The sequence below is a fragment of the Streptomyces humi genome (assembly GCF_001005085.2).
Taxonomy (GTDB): domain Bacteria; phylum Actinomycetota; class Actinomycetes; order Streptomycetales; family Streptomycetaceae; genus Streptomyces; species Streptomyces humi.
Genome location: NZ_LBMU02000088.1, coordinates 1 through 23,765, shown reverse-complemented (window position 1 = coordinate 23,765; position 23,765 = coordinate 1). Strand labels below are relative to the sequence as shown.

The 23,765-nt window shown below is 71.1% G+C and carries 18 protein-coding genes; 14 read left to right on the top strand and 4 right to left on the bottom strand.

Annotation, left to right across the window (positions count from 1 at the left end):
• The first annotated feature begins 5 nt into the window (after positions 1-5).
• The 7 genes from ccrA (at position 6) to AAW13_RS34240 (ending at position 9,331) form a co-directional block, all read left to right on the top strand.
• The gene (gene ccrA, locus AAW13_RS34270; RefSeq protein ID WP_046731286.1) at positions 6-1,340 is read left to right on the top strand and encodes a crotonyl-CoA carboxylase/reductase; all 1,335 of its coding nucleotides are present in this window, start codon (positions 6-8) and stop codon (positions 1,338-1,340) included.
• Positions 1,341-1,473: 133 nt separating this feature from the next.
• Positions 1,474-2,736, top strand: coding sequence for a LeuA family protein (locus AAW13_RS34265; RefSeq protein WP_052768625.1), 1,263 nt, complete (start codon positions 1,474-1,476; stop codon positions 2,734-2,736).
• Positions 2,720-4,723, top strand: coding sequence for an aconitase family protein (locus AAW13_RS34260; protein WP_046731285.1), 2,004 nt, complete (start codon positions 2,720-2,722; stop codon positions 4,721-4,723). The genes AAW13_RS34265 and AAW13_RS34260 overlap by 17 nt, the downstream gene beginning before the upstream one ends.
• Positions 4,720-5,793, top strand: coding sequence for an isocitrate/isopropylmalate dehydrogenase family protein (locus AAW13_RS34255; RefSeq protein ID WP_046731284.1), 1,074 nt, complete (start codon positions 4,720-4,722; stop codon positions 5,791-5,793). Before AAW13_RS34260 ends, AAW13_RS34255 begins: the two co-directional genes overlap by 4 nt.
• A 5-nt stretch (positions 5,794-5,798) precedes the next feature.
• Positions 5,799-7,013: an aminotransferase-like domain-containing protein gene (locus AAW13_RS34250; RefSeq protein ID WP_046731442.1), complete on the top strand. Its 1,215-nt coding sequence runs from the start codon at positions 5,799-5,801 to the stop codon at positions 7,011-7,013.
• A 223-nt stretch (positions 7,014-7,236) separates the two neighbouring features.
• The gene (locus tag AAW13_RS34245) at positions 7,237-8,259 is read left to right on the top strand and encodes an LLM class flavin-dependent oxidoreductase (protein WP_046731283.1); all 1,023 of its coding nucleotides are present in this window, start codon (positions 7,237-7,239) and stop codon (positions 8,257-8,259) included.
• A 79-nt stretch (positions 8,260-8,338) separates the two neighbouring features.
• Positions 8,339-9,331, top strand: a complete 993-nt coding sequence (locus AAW13_RS34240; RefSeq protein ID WP_046731282.1) for a threonine ammonia-lyase — start codon at positions 8,339-8,341, stop codon at positions 9,329-9,331.
• A 521-nt stretch (positions 9,332-9,852) separates the two neighbouring features.
• Here AAW13_RS34240 and AAW13_RS34235 read toward each other — a convergent pair.
• Positions 9,853-10,197: a hypothetical protein gene (locus tag AAW13_RS34235; protein ID WP_046731281.1), complete on the bottom strand. Its 345-nt coding sequence runs from the start codon at positions 10,195-10,197 to the stop codon at positions 9,853-9,855.
• Positions 10,198-10,259: 62 nt separating this feature from the next.
• Here AAW13_RS34235 and AAW13_RS34230 point away from each other — a divergent pair, with 62 nt between their 5' ends.
• From AAW13_RS34230 to AAW13_RS47870, 6 genes are all read left to right on the top strand, one after another.
• Positions 10,260-10,841, top strand: a complete 582-nt coding sequence (locus AAW13_RS34230) for a TetR/AcrR family transcriptional regulator (RefSeq protein WP_046731280.1) — start codon at positions 10,260-10,262, stop codon at positions 10,839-10,841.
• 181 nt (positions 10,842-11,022) lie between these two features.
• On the top strand, positions 11,023-13,689 hold the full coding sequence (locus tag AAW13_RS34225) for a SpoIIE family protein phosphatase (protein ID WP_046731279.1): 2,667 nt from the start codon (positions 11,023-11,025) through the stop codon (positions 13,687-13,689).
• A gap of 266 nt (positions 13,690-13,955) precedes the next feature.
• On the top strand, positions 13,956-15,332 hold the full coding sequence (locus tag AAW13_RS34220) for a cytochrome P450 (RefSeq protein WP_046731278.1): 1,377 nt from the start codon (positions 13,956-13,958) through the stop codon (positions 15,330-15,332).
• Between the two features lie 125 nt (positions 15,333-15,457).
• Positions 15,458-16,543 carry a polyprenyl synthetase family protein gene (locus tag AAW13_RS34215; protein WP_046731277.1) on the top strand — a complete coding sequence of 362 codons (1,086 nt, stop codon included), beginning with the start codon at positions 15,458-15,460 and terminating at the stop codon, positions 16,541-16,543.
• Positions 16,544-16,569: 26 nt separating this feature from the next.
• Positions 16,570-17,721, top strand: a complete 1,152-nt coding sequence (locus AAW13_RS34210; RefSeq protein WP_052768624.1) for a terpene synthase family protein — start codon at positions 16,570-16,572, stop codon at positions 17,719-17,721.
• Positions 17,722-17,923: 202 nt separating this feature from the next.
• The gene (locus AAW13_RS47870; protein WP_052768623.1) at positions 17,924-19,798 is read left to right on the top strand and encodes a phosphorylase family protein; all 1,875 of its coding nucleotides are present in this window, start codon (positions 17,924-17,926) and stop codon (positions 19,796-19,798) included.
• A 28-nt stretch (positions 19,799-19,826) separates the two neighbouring features.
• Here AAW13_RS47870 and AAW13_RS34200 read toward each other — a convergent pair whose 3' ends face one another.
• Positions 19,827-20,825, bottom strand: coding sequence for a DMT family transporter (locus AAW13_RS34200; RefSeq protein ID WP_046731276.1), 999 nt, complete (start codon positions 20,823-20,825; stop codon positions 19,827-19,829).
• A 129-nt stretch (positions 20,826-20,954) separates the two neighbouring features.
• On the opposite strand from AAW13_RS34200, the gene AAW13_RS34195 reads away from it, so the two are divergent.
• Positions 20,955-21,881: a LysR family transcriptional regulator gene (locus AAW13_RS34195; RefSeq protein ID WP_046731275.1), complete on the top strand. Its 927-nt coding sequence runs from the start codon at positions 20,955-20,957 to the stop codon at positions 21,879-21,881.
• On the opposite strand, the gene AAW13_RS34190 is transcribed toward AAW13_RS34195, so the two are convergent.
• A complete protein-coding gene (locus tag AAW13_RS34190; RefSeq protein WP_046731274.1) occupies positions 21,869-22,726 on the bottom strand; it encodes a dioxygenase family protein in 858 nt (285 codons plus the stop codon). The two genes, AAW13_RS34195 and AAW13_RS34190, sit on opposite strands and share 13 nt — an antisense overlap.
• 60 nt (positions 22,727-22,786) lie before the next feature.
• The gene (locus AAW13_RS34185) at positions 22,787-23,635 is read right to left on the bottom strand and encodes a citryl-CoA lyase (RefSeq protein ID WP_046731273.1); all 849 of its coding nucleotides are present in this window, start codon (positions 23,633-23,635) and stop codon (positions 22,787-22,789) included.
• Between the last annotated feature and the right edge of the window lie 130 nt (positions 23,636-23,765).

The window sequence follows — 23,765 nt, the reverse complement described above, 5'->3', positions numbered from 1 at the left end:
CTCACATGACCAGCCTCACCGAAGCCGTGCTGACCGGGGCCGACGGCCAGGAACTCCAGCGGCACGCCGTCCCCGACCGGTTCCGCGCCGCCTACCTGCGGGTCGAGGACACCGGGATGTTCGCAGATGTGCGGGACAAGGACGTGCGCAAGTCCCTGCACGTCGGTCCGGTCCCGATGCCGGAGCTCGCCCCCGACGAAGTAGTGATCGCCGTCATGGCCAGCGCCATCAACTACAACACCGTGTGGTCGGCCACCTTCGAACCCATGCCGACCTTCGGATTCCTGAAGCACCTCGCTGCCAAGGGCGGCTGGCACACGCGGCACGACCAGCCCTATCACGTGCTCGGCTCGGACGCCGCGGGCGTCATCGTGCGCACCGGGTCGGCCGTCACCGGCTGGCAGGCCGGCGACCACGTGGTGGTCGCCACCGCCCACGTCAACGACCAGGAGCCGGCCAGCCACGCCGACAGCATGCTCAGCGACCACCCCCGCGCCTGGGGGTTCGAGACCAACTTCGGCGGTCTCGCGGACTACTCGGTCGTCCGGGCCAGCCAGTTGCTGCCCAAACCCGCACATCTGAGCTGGGAGGAGGCGGCGTGCAACCCGCTGTGCGCGGCCACCGCCTACCGCATGCTCGTCAGCGACAAGGGCGCCCGGATGAAGCAGGGCGACGTCGTGTTCATCTGGGGTGCCAGCGGAGGCCTGGGGGCGTACGCGGTGCAGTTCGTACGCAACGGCGGCGGCACGTCCATCGGCGTGGTCGGTTCCCCGGAGAAGGCGGAGATCGTCCGCAGGCTCGGCTGCGACGTCGTCATCGACCGCACCGAGGTCGAACAGGGCACCCCCGGCGCGTTGCAGACCCCGGAGGGCTGGAAGCGGATGGGCAAGGCGATCCGCAAGGCGGTGGGCGAGGACCCGCACATCGTCTTCGAGCACGTCGGCCAGGCCACCTTCCCCGCCTCCGTCTTCCTCGCCCGGCGCGGCGGAACCATCGTCACCTGCGGTTCGAGCACCGGGTACCACCACCAGTTCGACAATCGCTACCTGTGGATGAACCTCAAGCGGATCATCGGCAGTCACGGCGCCAACCTTCAGGAACAGTGGGAGACCAACCGACTGATCAGCCAGGGCAAAATCGTGCCGGCGCTCTCCACGGTCTACGAACTGGACGAGGTCGGGGAGGCCGCCCGCAGCGTCCAGTCCAACCAGCACCTCGGCAAGGTCGGCGTCCTCTGTCTGGCTCCGGAGCCGGGACTCGGCGTCACGGACCCCGCCACCCGTGAACGCGTCGGCACGGACCGCCTGAATCTGTTCCGCGCCACCGCGGACGGCGCGTGACGGACCCCGCGCGCCCAGCGCCTCGACGCCATCGACCGCTTCCGTACCGACGGGTGAGGTCCCACCGCCCGGTCGCGCCCCCTCAGCAGGAGAGCGAACAGCCCGACCCAGACGAGACACACCGGAGACCACCGTGAGCGGAACAGCCAACGAGCACACGACACCCACCGCGGATGTCTGGTTCACCTGGAACGATGTCAGCGCCGAGGAGGCCTCCCCCGCTCCGGCACATGCGGGGATCCTCTTCGACGAGACGTTACGGGACGGCCTCCAGGCCCCGCACATCCGCAATCCCACCGTGGACCAGAAACTCGCCATCGTCGATCACATGGTCCGCTCCGGAGTCCGGTCCGCGGACCTGGGCTTCCCCGGCTCGGACGCGGCCGCCGCCCGGGAGTGCACGGTACTCGCGAAGCACATCGCCGCGAACGGTCTCGCCCTGACACCCGGCTACGCGGGCCGCACCCACCCGTCGGACATCCACGCGATCTGTGAGGTGGGGCAGCAGGCGGGCCTGGGGGTCGAGGCCTATGTGTTCATCGGTGTCAGTCCCATTCGGCAGTACGTGGAGGACTGGGACATCGAACGCATCAGGTGCGCCATCCGCCAGTCGGCGGCGGAGTGCCGACGGGAGGACGTGGAGTTCGTCCTGGTGCTGGAGGACGCTGTCCGGTGCACTCCGGAGGTGCTGGACGGCATCTACGACGTCGCCGTGGACACGGGGACTCGACGCCTGACCCTCTGCGACACCGTCGGTGCCGCCGTGCCGAGCGGGACCGAGGCACTGATCCGGTGGACCCAGCGCTACTTCGCCGACCGCGGCCATCCCATGGCGCTCGAATGGCACGGGCACAACGACCGCGGCCTCGCGCTCGTCAACTCGCTCACCGCGCTCGCCCTGGGCTGCGACCGCGTCCACGGCACGATCCTGGGGATCGGCGAGCGGGCGGGCAACGCGTCCCTCGACCAGCTCATGGTCAACAGCCATCTCGACGGCCACCACGAGTACGATCTCAGGGCCCTCCGTGAGTACTGCGAGTACGCGGCACCGGTGCTCGGCGTCGGCATCCCGCAGAACTACCCGGCGATGGGCCGCGACGTCTTCAAGACCAGTGCCGGCGTCCACGCGTCAGCGATCCTCAAGGCCCATGAGAAGGGCAGCGTGGCGCTCAAGGACAGCGTCTACGCCGGCGTTCCGGCCGGCCTGCTCGGCCGTGAGCAGGAAGTCCTCATAGACGCGGCCTCAGGCGCGAACAACGTCAAGTACTGGCTGACCCTGCGCGGTTACCCACCCCACGACACCACCCTGATCAAGGCGGTGCTGGAGCGGGCGAAGACGAGCCGGGTGCCCCTGACCGACGAAGAGATAGGGCAGATCATTGCGACGTCCGGATGAACCGACGACGAGCGGTCCCGACCGCACGATCGCGCTCCGCGGCAACGTGCTCGTCCTCACCGAGGACCCCGAGCTGCTTGCCGCACAACTGGACGGCAGCAACGTCCTCACCCCGGCGGAGCTGTTGCGCCGCCCGCTCAGGAACAACATCTCGACGGACGAGATGATCCCCGGATGGTGCTGCTACTGGTACGACGAGAAGCTGGGCGACTACGCCTACCTGGGGCTGCGCGAACGGCGATTCGGCGAGGGCGCGGTGCGGGCGTTCGCCCCGCAGGTCGTCGTCAGCGGTGAGGCGAAGGGAAGCGGCTCCTCGCGGGAGCACGCCGTGTACGCGGAGAAGTACTGCGGGGTCCAACTCGTCTTCGCCCGGTCCTTCGAGCGGATCTACCAGCAGAACTGCCGCAACGTCGGCATCGTCACATGCGATGACTTCGACGTCCTCGGCGCTCTCCTGAACGGTGAGGAGCTTCCGCTCGAGGCGTTCACGCGCAGCGCCAACGACATGGAACGCGCCATCATCGATCTCGGTGGCCTGTTCGGCTTCAACCGGGGACATCGCGACGGGAAACGGCCCTCGATCCGGCCCGTGTTCGACGGGGAGAGGCCGCTGAACATCGTGGAGAAGATCGTGCAGAGCCGGCTCTCGCCCCGGAACGGGCTTCCCGGGGGCTCGAGCGTACGGGTCGGTGAATCCTACTTCGTGGAGGCCGACGTAAGGTTCTCGCACGAGTACGTCACGCCCATGGCCGCGGGCATGTTCACCCAGCAGTTCGGCGCCGAGGCCACGTTGAGCGACCCGGAGTCCTGCTACTTCTTCCAGGACCACCTCTCGCTGGCGGACCAGGTGCTGACGCGGCGCCCACGGGGCCTGGAACTCATCGAGCGGGTCCACAACCTCGGCCGGCGGCAGGAGGAGTTCGCCACGCTCGGCGGCGGCCGCTTCATCGGCCCGTCCGACAACGGGGGCAGTCGTGCCATCTGCCACAACTACATCGTGGAGAACGTCGCCTGGCCGGGAGACGTCATCATCGGCACGGACAGTCACACGTGCACGGCCGGTGCCGTCGGCGCCCTGGCGTTCGGTGTGGGTGCGACCGACATCGCGAACGCCTGGTACAACCGCGAGATCCTGGTGAAGGTCCCCGAGGTCATCAGGATCAACCTGGTGGGGCGGCTGCGGCAGGGCGTGTGCGCGAAGGACCTCATGCTGACCCTGCTGGCGCACCCGATGATCGAGGGGAGCCAGACTCTGGGCAAGGTCCTGCTCTTCTCGGGTCCCGGCTGCTCCGCGACGAACATGGACGAGCGCGCCACCTTGTGCAACATGGCTGTCGAGGCCGGCGGCATGACCGCCCTCTTCGAACCGGACGACGTGACGCGCGGTCATCTGTCCGAGCGCCCCGGGCCGGCGCGCGACACAGGTGCGCTCGCCCTGGCCTCGGACAGGGAGGCCACGTACAGCTCCGTGGTGGACATCGCGCTGGCGGAGGTGGAGCCCATGGTGGCACTCCCCGGGGATCCGAGGAACGCCGTCCCCCTGGCCGTCGTCCACGGCGACGTCAAGGTCGACAAGGTCTACGGAGGATCCTGCACCGGCGGCAAGGCGTACGACATGGACATGTACGCGAGTGTCTTCGAACTGGCCCGGTCACGGGGCATGGCGGTACCCGCGGGCGTGCAGGCCTACATCCAGGTCGGCAGCGAGGCGGTCATGAAGTACGCCGTCGAGCGGGGGTACATCACGCTGTTCGAGGACGTCGGGGTGCAGGTGCTGCCGCCCTCCTGCGGAGCGTGCATCAACGCCGGCCCGGGTGTTTCCGAGAGCCCCGCCGAGGTCACCGTGAGCGCGCAGAACCGCAACTTCCCGGGACGTTCCGGGCCTGGCCAGGTGTATCTGGCCTCGCCCTACGTGGTGGCCGCCACGGCGATCTCCGGACGCCTCAGCTCCGTGGAGACGATGCTGGGAACGGAGGCCCGGCCGTGAAGATCGCGGTGGTTCCCGGAGACGGGATCGGCCAGGAGGTCGTCCCGGCGACCCTTCCCGCGCTGACGATGCTCAGCGAGGCATTCGGCCTGGACATCACCTACGACGTGTTCGACTGGGGAGCCGACCAGTGGCTCGCCACGGGCACCGGGCTTCCCCCCGGTGCGACCGACCGCCTCTCCCGCGACTACGGGGCCGTCTACCTGGGAGCGCTCGGCGACCCGCGTATCCCGGACATGGCGCACGGCCGTGACATCCTGCTCGGTCTGCGCAGGGGGCTCGACCTCTACGTCAACCACCGTCCCGTGGTGCTGGAGCACGGTGTCATCGATCTCTACCGCGAGAACACGCAGGGACTCTACTCCGGCGTCGGCGGTTCGATCAGCCGGTCAGGAGCGGTCACGGTGGCGATCGACGAGTGCCTGTACACCCGGGAGACCGTCGAGGGCTTCGTCCGGTACTGCCTCGGCCGGCTCCGCGAGGCCGGCCGTCGCAAGGTGACCCTGGTGCACAAGTCCAACGCCGTGCCCAACACAGGTCGGCTCTGGCAGGACGTGTTCCGCAGGGAACTGGAGGCGTTCCCCGAACTGGTCGGTTCCGAGGAGTACGTCGACTCGTTCTGCTACAACCTGGTCCGTGACCCGACGCCCTATGAGGGTGTCCTCGCTTCCAATCTGTTCGGGGACATCATCAGCGACATCGGCGCCGCCCTGATGGGGGGCCTCGGCCTGGCGTCGAGCGCGAGCATCTGCCCGGAGACCCGCTTCGCTCTGTTCGAACCCGTGCACGGCAGCGCCCCCGACATCGCGGGGAAGGGGACCGCCAATCCCTACGCCGCCGCGATGTCGCTCGTGATGATGTTCGACCACTTCGGCCACGGGGCTGCGGCGGACCTGCTCCGCGCCTGCGTGCGGAAGACGGCCGGCAGCGAGGCTGCGACCCCCGACCTCGGCGGAGCGGGCAGCACCCGGGGCTTCATGGACAACGTGATGACCCTGCTCGGGCACGAGCTCTCGGCACGTGCCGGCACCGCCGTCGCACGTGGTCCGCTGACCGCCGGAGAACGGTGATGTCCATGGACACACGTGTTCCTCCCCCGGGGCCGGCGGCACGGGCCGTCGCCGCGAGCGGATCGGTGATCCGTGAAGCGCTGGCGCTCACGGCCCGGCCCGAGATCATCTCGTTCGCCGGCGGACTTCCCGCGTCGGAACTCCTCGACGTCGACGGCATCCGGGCCGCCTACGACCGGGTGCTCGGCACCTCCCCGTATCGGGTGCTCCAGTACTCGACCACGGAAGGCGACCCGGCTCTGCGCGAGGCGATCGGGGCCCGGCTGACCCGCCGGGGGCTGCACAGCCGTCCGGAGGACCTGGTGATCACCACCGGAGCGCAGCAGGCCCTCGCACTGCTGACGACCACACTCCTCGATCCCGGTGACGTGGTGGCCGTCGAGGACCCCACCTATCTCGCGGCGCTTCAGTGCTTCCACTACGCCGGCGCACGGGTCGTCCCCGTACCGACCGACGACCAGGGGATCGTGATCGACGCCCTCGCGGACATAGTCGTCAGGGAACGGCCTCGGTTGCTCTATCTGGTGCCCACGTTCCAGAACCCCACAGGGCACACCCTCCCCGCGGAGCGCCGGCACGCCGTGGCGCGCCTCGCCGCGGAACACGGGTTCTGGATCGCCGAGGACGATCCCTACGGCGAACTGCGGTTCCACGGCGAACCGATGCCGTGGATCGCGACATACGAGGAGGCTTCGGACCGGACCGTACTGCTGGGGAGTCTGTCCAAGGTCCTCGCCCCGGGGATGAGACTGGGATGGCTGCGGGCTCCGGCAGAGGTGTGCCGCTCCAGCGTGCTGGCCAAGCAGGCGCTCGATCTGCACTCCTCGACCGTCGATCAAGCGGCCGCCGCGCAGTACTTGCTCGAACACGATCTCGACACGCGGCTGCTGCCCGTCAGGGCCGTCTACCGGGAACGCTGCGCGACACTGCTCGCCACCCTTCCGCACGTCCTGCCTCCCGGCAGCACCTGGAGCCGCCCTGAGGGGGGCATGTTCATCTGGGCGCGGCTGCCCGACGGTCACGACACGGCTGCCCTGCTGCGCGACGCCGTCGACCACGGCGTCGCCTACGTTCCCGGTGCCCCGTTCTTCTCCGGACCGGCCGACCCGGCCACGTTGCGGTTGTCCTTCGCCACCCACGAACCGGAGGAGATCCGAAGAGGCATGGCACGACTCGCCGGCGTCTTCCGCCCCGACCGCCGCCCGGCGCACCGGGAATGAGCCGAAGCGGTCGTCGGCGACTCGCCGGCAGGCGCGACAGGAGTGTCCGGTGGAGGTCCGTCGCCGGAGCAGGTGGTTCCCCGGCCGGCCAGGTCCCGGCCGGCCGGGGTCCGTGCGCAGGGGCCGGCTCGCCGGCGCATCCTGTCCTCGTCAGTCCGGTCGGGTCGTCGTGCGGCGTTCCTCTGCTGCGGAATGAATGCGTCCGTGGATTGTTGAAAGCGGTATGAAAAAGATCGGGTTCCTGTCCTTCGGGCACTGGACGCCATCGCCGCACTCGCAGACGCGTTCCGCGTCGGACTCGCTGTTGCAGGCGATCGACCTCGCCGTCGCCGCGGAGGAGCTGGGGGTGGACGGCGCCTACTTCCGGGTCCACCACTTCGCACGGCAGCACGCCTCTCCGTTCCCGCTCCTCGCCGCCATCGGTGCGCGGACCAGCCGGATCGAGATCGGCACCGGTGTGATCGACATGCGCTACGAGAACCCGCTCTACATGGCGGAGGACGCGGGCGCGGCCGACCTGATCTCGGGCGGCCGACTCCAGCTCGGCCTCAGCCGGGGCTCACCGGAGCAGGTGATCGACGGCTGGCGGCACTTCGGTCACCGCCCGCCGGAGGGCGGAACCGACGCCGATCTGGCGCGCGCCCACACCGAGGAACTGCTCCAGGCGCTGAAGGGGGAGGGATTCGCCGAGCCCGACCCTCGGCCGATGTTCGCCAACCCGCCGGGCCTGCTGCGTATCGAACCGTACTCCGAGGGCCTGCGCGAGCGTATCTGGTGGGGTTCGGGCTCGAACGCCACGGCGGTCTGGGCCGCCGGGCTCGGGATGAACATGCAGAGCTCGACCCTCAAGGACGACGAGAGCGGCGAGCCGCTCCATGTACAGCAGCGCAAGCAGATCGAGGCGTACCACGAGGCCTGGCGTGCCGCGGGCCACACCCGTACCCCCAGGGTGTCGGTCAGCCGGAGCATCTTCCCGCTCGTCGACGACCGGGACCGCGCGTACTTCGGCCGCGACCGCGACTCGACGGACCAGATCGGTTACATCGACGCCAACACCCGCAGCATCTTCGGCCGCTCCTACGCCGCCGAACCCGACGCGCTCGTCAAACAGCTCGCCGAGGACGAAGCCATCGCCGCCGCCGACACCGTACTGCTCACGGTGCCCAACCAACTCGGCGTCGACTACAACGCACACGTCCTCGACGGCATCCTGACGCACGTCGCGCCGGAACTCGGCTGGCGCTGACGACCGGGGCGGCGGACAGCACCCGACCGCCGGGTCGGGTGCATCGCCCTGTCCGTCGCTCGCGCTACGCTGCTGCGTCGTGCGGAAGACACGCCTCGACACTGATCGGATCCGGGCGGCCCGGCGGGTGATCGACCCGGTTTTCCTCGACACTCCGCTGTACCGCTGCGAGGCGCTGGAGCCCGGCCTCGGGTGCACGGTGAGCATCAAGCTCGAAACAGCGAACCCCGTCCGCAGCTTCAAGGGCCGCGGCACCGAGGTGGTCGCGAGTCTGCTCGCCGCGAACGGCTCGCGAGCCGTGGTGTGCGCCAGCGCGGGCAATCTCGGCCAGGCCCTCGCGTGGTCCGGTCGCGGCCGGGGGCTCGAGGTGACGGTCGTGGCGTCCCGTTTCGCGACCGTGGCCAAGCTCGACCGCATCCGCGCGTTGGGCGCCAGGCTGGAGCTGGTGGACGGCGACCACGAGACGGCTCGCGAGCGGGCGGCGGCCATCGCGCGCCGCGACGGCATCCGGCTGGTCGAGGACAGCCTGGACATCGAGACCTGCGAGGGCGCGGCGACCATCGGCCTGGAACTGGCCGACGCCGTGCCGTCGTTCGACGCCGTCCTGATCGCTCTCGGCGGCGGTGCGCTGGCCACCGGTGTGGGGCATGTGCTGAAGGCGATGGCGCCCGGGGTCGAGGTGATCTGTGTCCAGCCGCTGGGCGCACCGGCGATGACACACTCTTGGCGCGGGCGGCGTGTCGTCACCACCGACTCGACGAACACGATCGCTGACGGCGTCGCCGGCCGGTGTCCCATCCCGGCGGTCCTTGACGACCTCCTCCTGGTCGCCGACGACGCCGTCCTGGTCCAGGAGGCGTCGATCATCGCCGGTATGCGGATGCTCCTCGACCACGCCGGCCTCGTCGTCGAGCCGTCGGCCGCGCTCGGCATCGCGGCGATCCTCGAAGACCGCGGCCGCTTCGCCGGCCGGCATGTGGCCTCCATCGTGTGCGGCAGCAACGTCGACGTGAACGCCTATCGCCGCTGGGTAGGCGCGGCTCCCGACCAATGTGCAGCAGGGGTCACTTGATCTGCGCCGGACGCGACACCCGGCTCGACCCCGTCACCGCCGCCACCCACTTCATCACCCGACCCCCGGGCCGGCGGGGCCGCAAACAGGCCGCCCGCTGAGGCAGGTCCGTGATCCCCGGGGTCTCACGGGAGTCAACGGGGGCTGATGCCGTGCGTGGTGATCGCGTGCGGGAGGCGAAAGTCCATGGCCCGTCCGACCTCTCGCCAGGTCGCCTCCGCGGTCCTGCGCGCATCGGCGGCCACATCGCCCCGTTCGCGTATGAGCCGTTCGTAGATCGGGGCATCGCTATGCGCCGCTGCACTCACCGTAGGGGTCCCTTCCCGAAAACGACGCCTTCTCGACCTCCAGGCCGCAGGCGGAGGCCGAGTCTATGGCGCCGGTTCCGTCGGCATCGTCCCGTTCCGCCAGGCGGGACGGCGAGACGCACCAGCACCCCTCGACCCTCCCGCCCGTGGCCCCTCGACCCTCCCGCCCGTGGCCGGGGTCCGACCCTCCACTTCCTTCGCGAGGGGGCCCTGTCACGCGGTGGCGGCGGCCGTCGCGGCGTGTATGACCGTCAGGAGCGAGGCACCCGCGATCATCGTCCATTTCCGCGTGGCGATCCCGATGACCGCGTCCCCCGCCTGGGCCGCGGCGGCCGCGGACAGGAGGAGCGAACCGGCCGGCCCCGGCCAGACGACAGGTGCGACGAGGGCCGCCACTCCCAGCGGCACTGCCCTATTCGCGTACATCCAGCCGTAGAAACGTTCCCCGGCACTCGGTGTGCCGCTCTCGCTCAGCGCCGCCGGGCGGACACCTCCCACCAGCGCGAAGGCGACGGAGGCGACAGCGGCGACGGCGTTGGCCGCCAACAGGGCGTTCACGAGGCGTAGTCGGTGGAGGGTTCGGTGCCGTACCTCGTCCAGACCGCCGCGAGGGAGGTCAGATGGAACGCACCAGGTCGGCGATCGTGGCGGCGGCCCGGGACCTCGCCGACACCGGGGCAGAGATCACGATGCCGAAGGTCGCGGCCGAGGCGCGGGTCTCCGAAGCGACCGCCTACCGCTACTTCCCCGACCTCCTCGCGCTCCTGCGTGCCGCCTTGATGACGGAGGACCTGGTCGCCGTACTGCGCTCGGCGACGCGCGGCGACGACCCGGTCGATCGGGTCGGCCAGGCCGCGGAGATCCTGGCCGGGGCGGTGCTGCGCCGGCAGGGCGCGGTGCGGGCGGTCGTCGCCTCGACCATCGCGAAACCCTCGACGGTGCAGGAGCGTCCCGCCCGCCGCTTCGCGCTCATCGACCACGCCCTCGGGCCGTGGGCCGACAGGCGCGGCCCCGCGGGACGCGCCGACGTGGAACAGCTGGCACGCGGCCTCTCCCTCGTGATCAGCGCCGAGTCACTGTTCACGCTCATCGACCTCTGTGGACTGACTCCCGACGACGCGGTGGTCTGCCTGGTGACCACCGCGCGCAGCATGACCGCGGCAGCAGTCGCAGCCGCCCCCACGGGCCCCGCGACCGGCTGAGCGGAGGTCTTCAGCCGGCGGGAGTCACGGCGGGACGGCGGGACCGCGGCACGGCGGGACGGCGGGACCGCGGCACGGCGGGGCTGCGGGACCGCGGGGCTGCGGGGCTGCGGGACCGCGGTGGCTCGTGTCGCGCATGTGGTGCTCTTTTCAGGCCTGGGTTTCGGGGCACCCAGTTCCTATGGGCAGCCCCTTCCCTCCCGGGGTGCCGTCGCGGAGGCTGGCTCCGGTGGCCAGGAACGTGTCGGTGGCCCGGCGCTTCGTACGGTCGGTGCTGGACGGTGCCGCGCCGGAGGTGGCCGACACCGCCGAGCTGCTGGCCGGCGAGCTGATGACCAACGTGGTGATCCACGCGCGTACCGAGGCCGAGGTACGGGTGTGGGCCGTCGACGGGCGGGCGCAGGTTCGGGTGACCGATCACCGGCCCGAGTGCGGGCTCGTACCGCACGACCGCCATGCGTACGCCTGCACCGGCCGGGGCCTGGCGCTGGTGGAGGAACTGGCCACCGGCCACGGCGTCCACAGCACGGAGGACCGCAAGACGGTCTGGTTCGAGGTCCGGCCCAGGACGCCTGGGCCGCCCACGTCCGCGTGGGAGACGCTGGCGCCGTCCGGCCGGATGGCGACGGTGACGCTGAACGACGTTCCCTACTCCCTGTACTGGGCGGCCCAGCAGCACTGGGAGGGTCTGCTGCGCGAACTGTTCCTCGCGCCGGCCGCGGCCGGTTTCGCCCAGGTGCCGCCGGCCGACCTCGCCACCGCCCAGGACACCAGCAACATGATCTGCGCATGCATGACGACGGCGGTGCGGCAGGAGACCCCCGACAGCTCGACGCTCTCCCTGCTCGTGGCGTTCCCCGCCGACACCGCCCCCGACGTGGCAACGCTGAGTAGGGTCCTCGACCAGGGCGACGGGGCCGCACAGCAGGCAAGCCTGCTCACCCTCCCGGCCCTTCCCCAGCTGCGGGCCTTCCGGCACTGGTTGTTCGAGGAGATCACCGGCCAGCTGTCCGGCGGGCACCCCACCGCGTGGACGATGACCCCCGGCACACCGGGCGCCACCCCCACCGACCTGGCTCCCTGGGACGCGAGCGAGGTCGAGGCCGCCAACGTGCCCACCGTCGCCGCCGACGACCGCAACCGCATCATCGCGGTCAACACCGCCGCGGCCGGCCTGCTGGGCTGGCAGGCCCACGACCTCCTCGAACAACGGCTGACCGTGCTGATCCCCGAGCATCTGCGCAGCCGCCACCTGAGCGCCTTCACCTCGCTGCTGCTCACCGGCGAACCCCGCATCCTGGGCCGTTCCGTGCCCGTCCGCGCACTGCACCGCGACGGCAGGCTGGTCCCCGTGCGGCTGTCCGTCCAGACGCAGGAAGCGGTCGACGGGCGCACCGTGTTCGTGGCCCAGCTCTCCACGACCACCACTCCCCCCACCGCGCCCGGCAGCGCGTCCTTCGGCGCGCAGGACGCCTCGTCGGGCGCCGCGCACGGCGGCGGATACGCGACGCGGCCGGCGCCGGGCCCCGTCCACCTGCCGGTCACCACCAAGAAGGCGCGGAGAGCGCGGATCGACCGGGCGGCGCCTGAGCTGTCCCTGTTCGCCGAGGCCGGCCGGGCCCTCGCCAGCACCCTCGACCTGAACGAGCGGCTGCGGCGAGTGTGCCGGGTACTGACGCAGCAGCTCACCGACTGGTGTGCCGTCGACCTGATCGACGAGCACCAGCTGGTCGAGCGGGTCTGCATCGTGCACCGCGACCCCCGGGCACCGATCACTCCTGGGCACTTCGGCACACTCGCTCCACTGTCCGGGACCGCCTCCGGCACCCTGCCCCGGGTCCTGCGCGGCGCCGGCCCCCTGCTGATCGATGTCATCCCCCCGGCCGGTCGGGCCCGCAGCCCCCTGGACGCCCGGCAACTCGAACTCCTCGGGCAACTCGGCGGTGACAGCGCCGTCGTCGCTCCCCTACGTGTGCAGCGGGACGTGATCGGCGCCCTGACCCTCGTCCGCACCGGCGACGAACGCCCCTTCACCAAGGAAGACATCCCCCTGATCGCCGAACTCGCCCGCTCCGTCGCCCTCGGCGTCGACAACGCCCGTCTCCACCAGCACACCCACACCAACGCCGAACAGCTCCAGCGCGCCCTCCTGCCCCAACTGCCCAGGGTGGAGCACCTGGAGCTGGCGGCCCGCTACCTGCCGTCCAGCACCACCGCCGAGGTCGGCGGAGACTGGTACGACGCGTTCACCCTTCCCAACGGCGACACCGCACTCGTCATCGGCGACGTCACCGGTCACGACCTACAGGCCGCCGTCTCGATGAGCACTCTGCGCAACATGCTCCGCGGCATCGCCGTCAACCACCCCGAACCACCTTCGGACGTCCTGCACCGGCTCGACCTCGCACACCACACCCTCACCCTCCACACCACCGCCACCTGCATCTACACCCTCCTCAAGAACCACGGCAGCGGCCCGGAACACAGCCTCCACCACTCCTCAGCGGGCCACCCCCCACCCCTGCTCACCGGCCCCGACGGCCACACCCGCTACCTCGACACCGCGGGCGGGCTCCTCATCGGCCTCGACCCCGACCTCCCCCGGCACACCGCCCGCACCCCGCTGCCGCCCCACTCCACCCTCCTCCTCTACACCGACGGCCTCATCGAACGCCGCACGGAACCCCTCGACCACGGCATGACCCGGCTACGGCAGCACACCGCCCGACACGCCCGAGACCCCCTCCACACCTTCTGCGACGACCTCATCATCGAGTACGGCACCGACAACACCGACGACATCGCCCTCCTCGCCCTCCGCCCCACCCCGCCCGGCCACCCTGGCTGAGACCACAGCGGCATGTGCGGAGACACCCCCACCGCCACCACACCGACCATCCGTCCCCGGGGGCGGCGCGGCGAGAGGGCTCGGAGGCGCACGCGCGGCGGGGCCCGGTGCATCGTTCGTGCCGAGCGCCGGGGTTCCGCCGCCCGTGGGTTCGACGACCTCGGGGTAGTGACTCCTTCGCGAACCCGTTGACGACGTCGACGAGCCCGCGCTGAGCGAGCAGCCGTCCCGCAGCTGAGCGAGCAGCCGTCCCGTAAAGGAAGTTCATGTCCTCCACCCACGTGGTGCCACGCGCACCAGGACACCTGCCCCTGCTCGGCCATTCCGTGGCGTTTCTGCGGGATCCGCTGCGTTTCCTCAGCAGCCTCCCGGCACACGGCGATCTGGTGCGGGTCCGACTGGGCCCGTTCGAGACGGTGGTGGTGTGCGACCCGGAGCTCACCCACCAGGTCCTGCTGGACGACCGCACGTTCGACAAAGGTGGTCCCACCTTCGAACGAGCCCGCGGCTTCAGCGGGAGCGGGCTGGGCACCTGTCCGCACAGTCAGCACCGGCGTAAGCGCCGGATGTCCCAGCCCGCCTTCCACCGGGCCCGGTTACCCGACCACGCCCGCGTCATGACGGCCCAGGTCACTGCGGCAACCACCACGTGGCAGGACGGACAGGCTCTCGACATCGGCGCGCACCTGCGTGGGCTGACCCGCACGATCCTGCTGGAGACGATGTTCTCCACCTCCCTGCCGACGGCCGTGACGGCCCAGCTCGACGAGGACCTGACCGCCCTCCTGGCAGGGTGGTACCGGAGGATGTTCGTACCGCGCTGGGCACTGGACCTTCCCACTCCCGGCCGCCGCCGTTTCCAGCGCGCCGTCCGGCGCCTGCGGGACACGTGCGCGGCCCTCGCCGCCGACCGTCAGGCCGGCACCGCCGATCACCATGACCTCCTCACGACCCTGATCACCGCCCAGGACGGTGATGAATCCGGCAGCAGGCGGCGCCTGACGGACACGGAGATCATCGACCAGCTCGTCGACTTCATGATCGGCGGCACCGAGACCATCTCGGCCGCCCTGACCTGGGCCCTGTACCTGCTGGCGATCCATCCGGCCGTCCAGCAACGCCTGCACGCCGAAGCCGATTCGGTCCTCGCCGGCCGGCCGGCCACCTTCGACGACGTGCCGAACCTGCGGCTGACCGGCCAGATCTTCAAGGAGACCCTTCGGCTCCACCCGAGTGGATGGATGATCACCCGGGCCGTGAGCACGGAGACCACCCTCGGTGGGCACACGCTTCCCGCCGGCACGAACCTGGTGTACAGCCCCTACCTCGTCCAGCGCGCGAGCGAGCAGTACCCGCATCCCGACCGCTTCGACCCCGACCGCTGGGCACCGCAGGCCCCGACGCCCCCGCCCCACTCCTTCATCCCCTTCGCGGCCGGCGCCCGAAAGTGCATCGGGGATGCCTTCGCCCTGACCGAAGCCGCGATCATCCTGAGCACCATCGCCGCCCGTTGGCAGGTCAGCCTGGTCCCCGGCCAGGACGTCCGGCCCGTTGCCGGCATGACGCTGCATCCCACCACCGGGATGCGGCTTCGTGTCGTCAGGCGCCGGCCCGAACCTCACAACGGCGCGATCCGGCCTTGAGTACCGGTCCGAGCGGTCCGAGCGGTCCGAGCGGGCAGCCGTCGGGTTCCTGTACCGGCTGTGGGCGAGCGGGCGCCACCGAACCGGAGCGGCCGGCCCGCACCGCCGCGGGGCCCGGTGATCCGATGAGTCCGGTCCCGGCTCCGGACCCGCCGCTGCCTGATCCGAGCAGTGCGCGCCGGCGGGTCGACAGCGTCCTGGCGGGGTTCCTGGACCGGAAGGCCGCCACTGCCCGGGACCAGCAGTTGCCCGTGGACGCCGTCGAGTCCCTCGCCCAGTTCACGGCCTCCGGCGGCAAGCGTCTGCGCCCGATGCTCTGCCTCGCCGGCTGGCATGCGGCCGGCGCGGACCCACCGCCCGCTTCCGTGATCCAGGTCGCGGCCGCGCTGGAGATGTTCCACGCCTCCGCCCTCATCCACGACGACGTCATGGACGACAGTCCCACCCGCCGTGGCCGGCTGACCGTCCATCAGTCCCTGAGGGGCCGGCACTCCACCCCCGGCGGCACCGAGACCGCGAGGAGGTTCGGGACCTGCGCGGCCATCCTCGTCGGCGATCTCGCCCTGTCCTTCTCCGACGAACTCATCCACACGGCAGGCCTCACCGCCGCCCAGTTCGCCGCGCTCCTGCCACTGCTCGACGCCATGCGGGCGGAGGTCATGTACGGCCAGTACCTCGACCTCGCCGTCACCGGGCAGCCCACCGACGACGTCGACCACGCCCTGAAGATCGTCCGCTACAAGACCGCCAAGTACACCGTGGAACGCCCGCTGCACATCGGCGCGGCCCTCGCCGGCGGCCCGCCGCGGTTGCTGGAGGACCTGTCCCGCTACGCCCTGCCCATAGGCGAGGCGTTCCAGCTCCGCGACGACCTGCTCGGTGTCTTCGGTGACCCGGCCGTCACAGGCAAGTCCCGCTTGGACGACCTGCGCGAGGGCAAGCACACCGCGCTCGTCGCCCTCGCCTTCCGCCACGCGGACCTCCGCCACGCCGAACTGCTGCACGGTCTGCTCGGCAGGGCCGAACTCGGCGAGGCCGAAGCCGCGCAGATCCGTGTTCTCCTCACCCCCGCGCGCGCCCGGGTCGAAGACATGATCCGGCAGCGTCACGCGGCCGCCGGGCACCTGCTGGACACGAGCACCGCCATCGCCGCGCAGGTGATCCCGACCCTGCGGCGGCTGGCGGCGGCCGCCACCCGGAGGGCGTCGTGAACCCGCACCGAACGGACAGGAGCACCATGACGGACCCTGAGATCGTGATGCCGCTCCCGGGCATGTACTTCCCCATGCCCTGGCGCGTCCACGCGGAGGCGGACCTGCTGGAGAAGCGGGGCCTCGCGTTCATGGAGCGGCACGGCCTGTGCCGGGGGGCGGACCGGCGCGAGCGTGTCGTGGAAACGCGGTCCGCGCTGTTCTTCGCCGGCTTCTGCCCCGACGCCGACGTGGACCGGCTACAGACAGCCGTGGACTGGGCTTACACCATGTTCGTGTTCGACGACCTCGCCTGTGACGAGGAAGCCCCGGAGGACTCCTTCTCCTTCCTGGACCTCGCCGTACGTGTCGCCCGTACCCTCGAATCCCCGACCGCCGGCCTGCTGCCGCCCGGCCACCTGTTCACCGGCGCGGTCACCGACCTGGCCGAGCGGCTGCACCGCCTGGCCTCGCCGACCCAGCGCCGGCGCCTCCTCGACGCCCACCGGGGCTGGTACCTCGGCGTGGCCTGGGAACGTGCCGCCCGCCTACGCCGGTCGGCACCTGCCCTGAACGACTACTTCGCCGCCCGGCTGCTGTACGCGGCCGGCTTCCCGACGCTGGCCTGGGCCCAGATGAGCCAGGTGGACGACATCCCCGACACGGACGTCGACTCCCCTGCCGTACACGCGCTGACCGAGATGGCGATCACGGTGGCAGCCGTCGACGACGACCTGTACTCCCACGGCAAGGAGCTCTGGTGGGCAGCGCGCGGCCCCGACGCGACCGGACCCGTCCTCAACCCGGTCGACCTCTACCAGCGTCACGGCCGCTGCGGCCGCGACGAGGCCCTGCGGCAGGTCGTCGCGCTGCGGGACCGGATCGTGGCCCGCTTCACGGAAGTACGGGACGCGGTCCTGCCCGGCGCGGGAGAACCGCTGCACCGGTACCTGTCCGACCTGACCTGCCTGATCCGCGGCAACTACGAATGGGGCATCCGGGCCGGCCGCTACACCAACCCCGACGGCCGCCACCCAGGCGCCGTAACGACGACCGGCACGGTCACCGACGCCCCCAGCGCCACCGGCGCACCCGCGGGCATCCCGTGCCTCGCCTGGTGGTGGCACCCCCTCACCGGCCCTGCGCACCGCCCACCGACACAGGCGGGCCGACGGCCGACCGCCGGCCCCCGACCCTGACGGCCGTCACCACATCAAGACGTCCTCGGACCTGGGTCGTCCGACCGTTCGTCGAGTTCACGTCCCTGCCCAGCGAGGCTCGGACACGGCGAGTGGTTCCGACAAGGGCCGTATTCTCCACGGAACTCCATATTCCACCATGGGATGTGCCTTAACGTGAACTTCGCACCCATGCGAGAGAAGAACGGTTGAGGCTGGTCACGTGGCAGAAACCGCTCCCCCCACCGCGGTCGTCCTCACCGCCTTGTCCGTGGAGTACGAGGCCGTACGGGCTCACCTCACCGACACCAGGACGCTCGTACATCCCTCCGGCACCCGCGTCGAACATGGCCGACTCCCCGGGACCCCCTGGTATGTCGCCCTCGCCGAGATCGGTGAGGGCACCCTCACCGCGGCCACCCTCACCGAACGCGTCAACTCCTGGCTCGCTCCGCACCTCCTCTTCTTCGTGGGTGTCGCGGGCAGCCTCAAGGACGACATCGACATCGGGGACGTCGTGGTGGCGACGAAGGTGTACGGCATTCAAGGGGGCAAGCAGACCCCGGAGGGCTTCCGCGAACGCCCTGCGGCCTGGCACGCCTCCCACTTCCTGGAACAGGCCGCCCGTCACGCCCTGCGCGGCGCCGATTACCACGCCCACTTCAAGCCGATCGCGGTCGGGGATGTCGTCCTCGCCGACGCCGGGTCCGCGATCGCCCGCCACATCCACGAGCACTACAACGACGCCGCCGCCATCGAAATGGAAGGCGCCGGCGTCGCCCAGGCCGCCCACCTCACCGGCACCTTGAACACGCTGATCATCCGGGGCATCAGCGACAAGGCCGACCTGGACAAGAGCAAGCGGGACGCGGAAGGCTCCCAGCGTCAGGCCGCCGAGAGCGCAGCCGCGGCCGCCATCGCCGTTCTCCGCAGTCTGGTACCGGCCGACGCCGCCGATGTCCCGGCGCGGTCCGTCACTGGGCGGTGGCCCCTGCCGGACCGGCGCATGCTGCTGAACGCCATCGGTGCCCTGGGGCTGACCGTCGCCGACACCATCCTGACGTTTCCCGGCCGTCGTGCCGACCCGGCGGCGGCTTCGGACCCCGGTACCTTTGGCAAGGGGGCCGGCACGGCGGCGACCGTGGTGATGGTTCCGCTGGGACACCCGGTCATCGGCCACACCGACCGGGTCTACTCGGTGGCCTTCCGGCCGGACGGAGGGGTCCTGGCCAGTGGCAGTGCCGATCAGACGCTCAGGTTCTGGGACCTGACGGATCCGCTGCGCCCCGAGCCGGTCGGCTCCCCCGTCAACGGCCATACCGACACGGTCTATTCGGTGGTGTTCCACCCCAAGGGGAACCTGGTGGCTGACGCGAGCGCCGATCAGAAGGTCCGGCTGCTGAACGTGGCCGACCCGGCCAGGCCGGTACCCGCCGGCCACCCGGTCACCGGCCGCACCGACGCCGTCTTCTCGGTGGCCTTCAGCCCCGGCGGGGACTTGCTGGCCGGTGGCAGCGGCGACAAGACGATCCGCCTGTGGAAGGTGACCGACCCCGCGCATCCCGCACTCGTCGGCGAACCCGTCCTCGGACATACCGATGCCGTCCTGTCCGTCGCGTTCAGCCACGGCAGAAGAGTCATGGGCAGTGGCGGCTCCGATCACGCGGTCGGGCTGTGGAACGTGGCCGGCCGTCCGGCTCGCATCGGCCAGCCCCTGCCCGGCCACACCGACCGCGTCTACAGTGTGGCGTTCAGCCCGAACGGGCATCTGCTGGCCAGCGGCAGCGGCGACCGCACGATCCTCCTGTGGAAGGTCACCGACCCCGCGCACCCGGTGCTCCTCGGCCGTGCCACCGGACACGGGGACGCCGTCAACACCGTCGCCTTCAGCCCCGACGGAGGTCTTCTGGCCAGCGGTGGCAGCGACCACACGATCCGCCTGTGGCGCGTGACCGACTCCGCCGGGCCGGCCCCCATCGGGCGCCCCCTCACCGGTCACAGCGGCGCCGTCTACGCCGTGGCCTTCAGCCCGGACGGAAACCTGCTGGCCAGTGGCAGCGCCGATCAGACGATCCGCCTGTGGAAACGCACCCGCTGAACGACCGGCAGTCTCCTACCAGTTGGGGTCACGGGCGCGTTCCGGGGCCGACCGCTTCCTCGGCGAGCGCCACGGTTTGCGCGGGCGCCACGGTTTGCGCGGGCGCCGCGGACTTCGTGGGCGCCGCGGAGTTCGTGGGCGTCTCCCGCCTTCGGGTCATCGCCACGCCCAGCAGTACCACCGCCATGCCCAGGACCACCCGGATGTTGAGGTCCTCGCCCAGGACGACGGCACCCAGCAGCACGGACACCACCGGCAGCAGGTAGCCGACCACGGCGGCGTCGGTAGCGCCCTCGTCGTTGATGATCCGGTAGGTGAGGTGGAACGTGACGGCGGTGCAGCACACACTGAGGACGACGGCCGCGACGAGGACCGTCGGTCCGGGGTCGATCGCGTCCAGACCGCCGATCGGTACCGCCAGCGCGGTGAGCCCGCTCGCAGCGACGAGTTGGGCGGCGGAGAGCGAGATCGTGGGTGTGCCCCGGCGGACCAGGGTGCGGCCCATGTACGTGAACGCGATGGCGTAGCTGACGGCGGCGCCCAGGATCGCGAGTGCACCCCACCCGGTGGCCCCGGTCGTCCGCCAGGGGGCGAAGATGACGATCGTGCCGGTGAAGCCGAGCAGCAGCCCCGCCAGCCGTACGGGCCGCAGCCCGCGCTCCGAGCCGAGGGTGAGCCCGAGGATGATCGACCAGAGCGGGGTCGTGGCGTTCAGGACGCCCGCCAGCCCGGAGTCGACGGTCTGCTGGCCCACGCTGAACAACGCGAACGGCAGGGCGTTGCAGAAGAAGGCCGCGACGACGATGTGCCGCCAGACGGTGCCGCCCTTCGGCAACCGGTGCCCCGACGCGTAGCAGGCGACGACGAGGACGAGCGCGCCGAAGGCACAGCGCGCGAACGTGACCTGGAGCGGGGAGAGTCCACGCAGCGCCAGCTCCGTCCAGAGGAAGGTCGAGCCCCACAGCAGGGCGAGCACGGCCACCCGCACGCCGCCCCGCAAGGCCCTCGTGCCGCTGTTGTCAGTCATGGCGTTTCCCCGTTCTCGTCTTCTCGTCCGGTGGCCGGCTCGTCGGTGCCCTGCGGCTCCCACGACGGTGCCCCAGCCGAGCTTTGAGAACAAGCAAACGCTTCTACCAATACCGTTAAGCTGTCCTACATGCTTGATGTGAGGCGACTGCAAGTCCTGCGCGCGGTGGTCACCAGCGGCACGGTCACGGCGGCCGCGGCCCACCTCGGCTACACCCCGTCAGCCGTCAGTCAGCAGGTGGCCGCGCTGGAGAGACAGGCCGGAACGGCGCTGCTGGAGCGGGTCGGTCGCGGGGTGCGCCCGACGGCGGCCGGGCTGCTGCTCACCGAGCACGCGGCGCTGATCAGTGCGGCGGTCGCCCAGGCGGAGTCGGCGCTCGCCGACCTCCGGGCCGGGCGCACCGGCCGGCTGTCGGTCCGCTACTTCGCCACCGCCGGCTCCACCCTGGTGGCGCCGGCCCTGGCCGGGCTCCGCGCCGAGCACCCCGGCGTCCGCGTGGAACTCGAACTCAGCGACCCGCAGGACCCGTTCCAGGAGGTGGCGGACGGCCGGGCCGACCTGGCCGTGGTCGTCCAGGCGCGAGGCCACGCAGGGGACGGCTGCCGGCTCGTCCACCTCCTCGACGACCCGTACGCGGCCGTACTGCCCCTCGGTCATCCGCTCGCCGGCAAGGAGGTGATCGACCTGCACGCACTGTCCGGTGAGCAGTGGGTCGGCAGCGAGCCGCCCGGCCCCTGCCTCGAACCCGTCATCGACTCCTGCGCCGCGGCCGGCTTCAGCCCCGACTTCGTCATCCAGAGCGAGGACTACGCCACCGCACAGGGCTTCGTCGCAGCCGGCCTCGGCGTCGGTCTGATGCCGCGCCTCGGGCTGCGCAACCAGCACCCCGGTGTCGTCGTACGCCCGGTACGCAACCCCGAGCCGCTCCGGGTGATCTCGGCCGCCGCCCGGACGACCGCCCTGGGACAACCGGCCCTGCGCAGCTTCCTGGACGCGCTACGGGACGCGGCCGCCACCGGCGGCCGGTGGTTGCTCCGCTCAGGTCAGCCGGGCTGAAGAACGAAGTCGTACTCGGCCTGGAGGTAGGCGCTTTCGAGTGTGCTTCCGTCGGGGGCCCGGCCCGCCGGCCGTTCGGTGAACGGCGTGAACAGCGCGTCCCTGGTGCCGAAGACGACGTCGGAATCGAGGTATTGGCCGCCCTCCTGGAACAGGTGGGTGGTCAGTTTCCGGTAGCCCGGTTCGTCGATGAGGAAGTGGACGTGGGCGGGCCGGAAGTGGCTGATGTCCGTCCGGCGCATGAGGTCACCGACGGGGCCGTCCATGGGGATGGCGTAACCGCGCGGCGCGATGGTGCGGATGCAGTACGTGCCGTCCTCACGGGTGCGGTACTTGGCGCGCAGGCGTGCCTCGTCGACCTCGGGGAGCTGGGCTTCGTAGGCGCCGTCGGCGTCGGCCTGCCAGACGTCGAGCACCACGCCCGGCAGGGGTTTGCCCTCGATGTCCGTCACCCTGCCGGTGAAGAACATCGGCGTGCCCTCGATGCCGTCCGCCATGTCGAAGCCGTAGGGCGCGGTCGGTGAACCGTCGATGTGGAACGGTCCGAGCACCGTGGCGGGGGTCGCCCGGGGCCCGAACCTGTTGTTCAACTGCACGACGAGGGTGCTCAGTCCGAGCACGTCGGAGGTGAGGATCAGCTCCTGGCGCTTGTCGTCGCTGGTCTGGCCGGCCGCGGTCAGCCACTCGATCGCGGCCGTCCACTCGTCCTCCGTGAGCCGCACCTCCCGCGAGAAGTCGTGCAGGTGACGGACCAGCGCGGTCATGAGCTCGCCCAGTCGCGGGGAGTGCGCGGTGGCCCAGCGCCGGACGGCCAGTTCGGTGATGTTCTCCTCGTCGACGGACACGGTGGCGGCTCCCCTGGTCTGCGGGCGGTTGTGGTGGAAGGCGGTGCGTCGGTCGCGCGGTCAGTCCTCGTGGTGTTCTTTCGCGAGGGGTTCCGGGGCGTAGGGCTCGGGTGCGACGGGGGTGTGGTTGAGGTCGACGGACAGGAAGACGTCCTGCGCGACCGGACGGCGCAGTTCTTCGGCGAGCTGGCCGATGAGTCCGGCGGTACGGGCCAGCAGCGCGAAGCCGCGCAGCAGCGGCAGCGGGAGGCCGAGGTCCGCGAGGGCGGCGCCGCAGACACCCGCTCCGTTGAGGGGAAGCGTCCTGTTCAGCACGACCGGGTGGACCCGGCCGATGGCGGCGAACAGGTGCAGGTGCGGCCCGAAGACGCCTTCTTCCCGGGCGATGTGCATCAGCCGTGGCGTACGGGGGTCGCCCTCCTTGTGCACGTGGTGCCCGAGACCGGGGACGAACCTCCCGGCTGCGCGGTGCTCCCGGACGGTGCGAAGGGCGAGCTCGTCCCAGGCCGCCTCGTCGGTGGGCAGGGCCCCGTCCAGGGTCTCCAGTACGTCGTGCAGGAAGCGGCCGGTGTCCTCGGTGACGCCCAGGAAACGGGAGCCGCCGCCGAGCAGGCCGGCGGCGAGGGCGCCCTGCACCGAGTCCGGCGCGGAGAGGTAGGTCAGGCGGGTGACGATGGCGGTGGGGGTGAAGCCGTGGTCGGCGAGTGCGGCGAGCACGGCCTCGAAGACGCGGGTCTCGCCGGGGGCGGGCCGGCGCTGGGTGGCGAGCCAGAACGCGAGCTCGCCGAAGCCGACCGAGCCCATGATGTCCTCGGCGAGGTCGTGCCCCAGCAGGGTGATGGTCTTCAGGTCGGAGGCGCCCAGCGCGGTGGGGTAGACGGGGCGCGGATCCGGATTCGGCTCAGCCACGGCCGGCCTCCTCGGCTCCGGACCCGACTCCTTCGACTCCCTCAGCTCTCTCAACTCCCCCGGCTCCCCCGGCTCCCCCGGCACTCCCGGCACCCCCGGCTCCCCCGGCTCCCCCGGCTCCCCCGGCTCC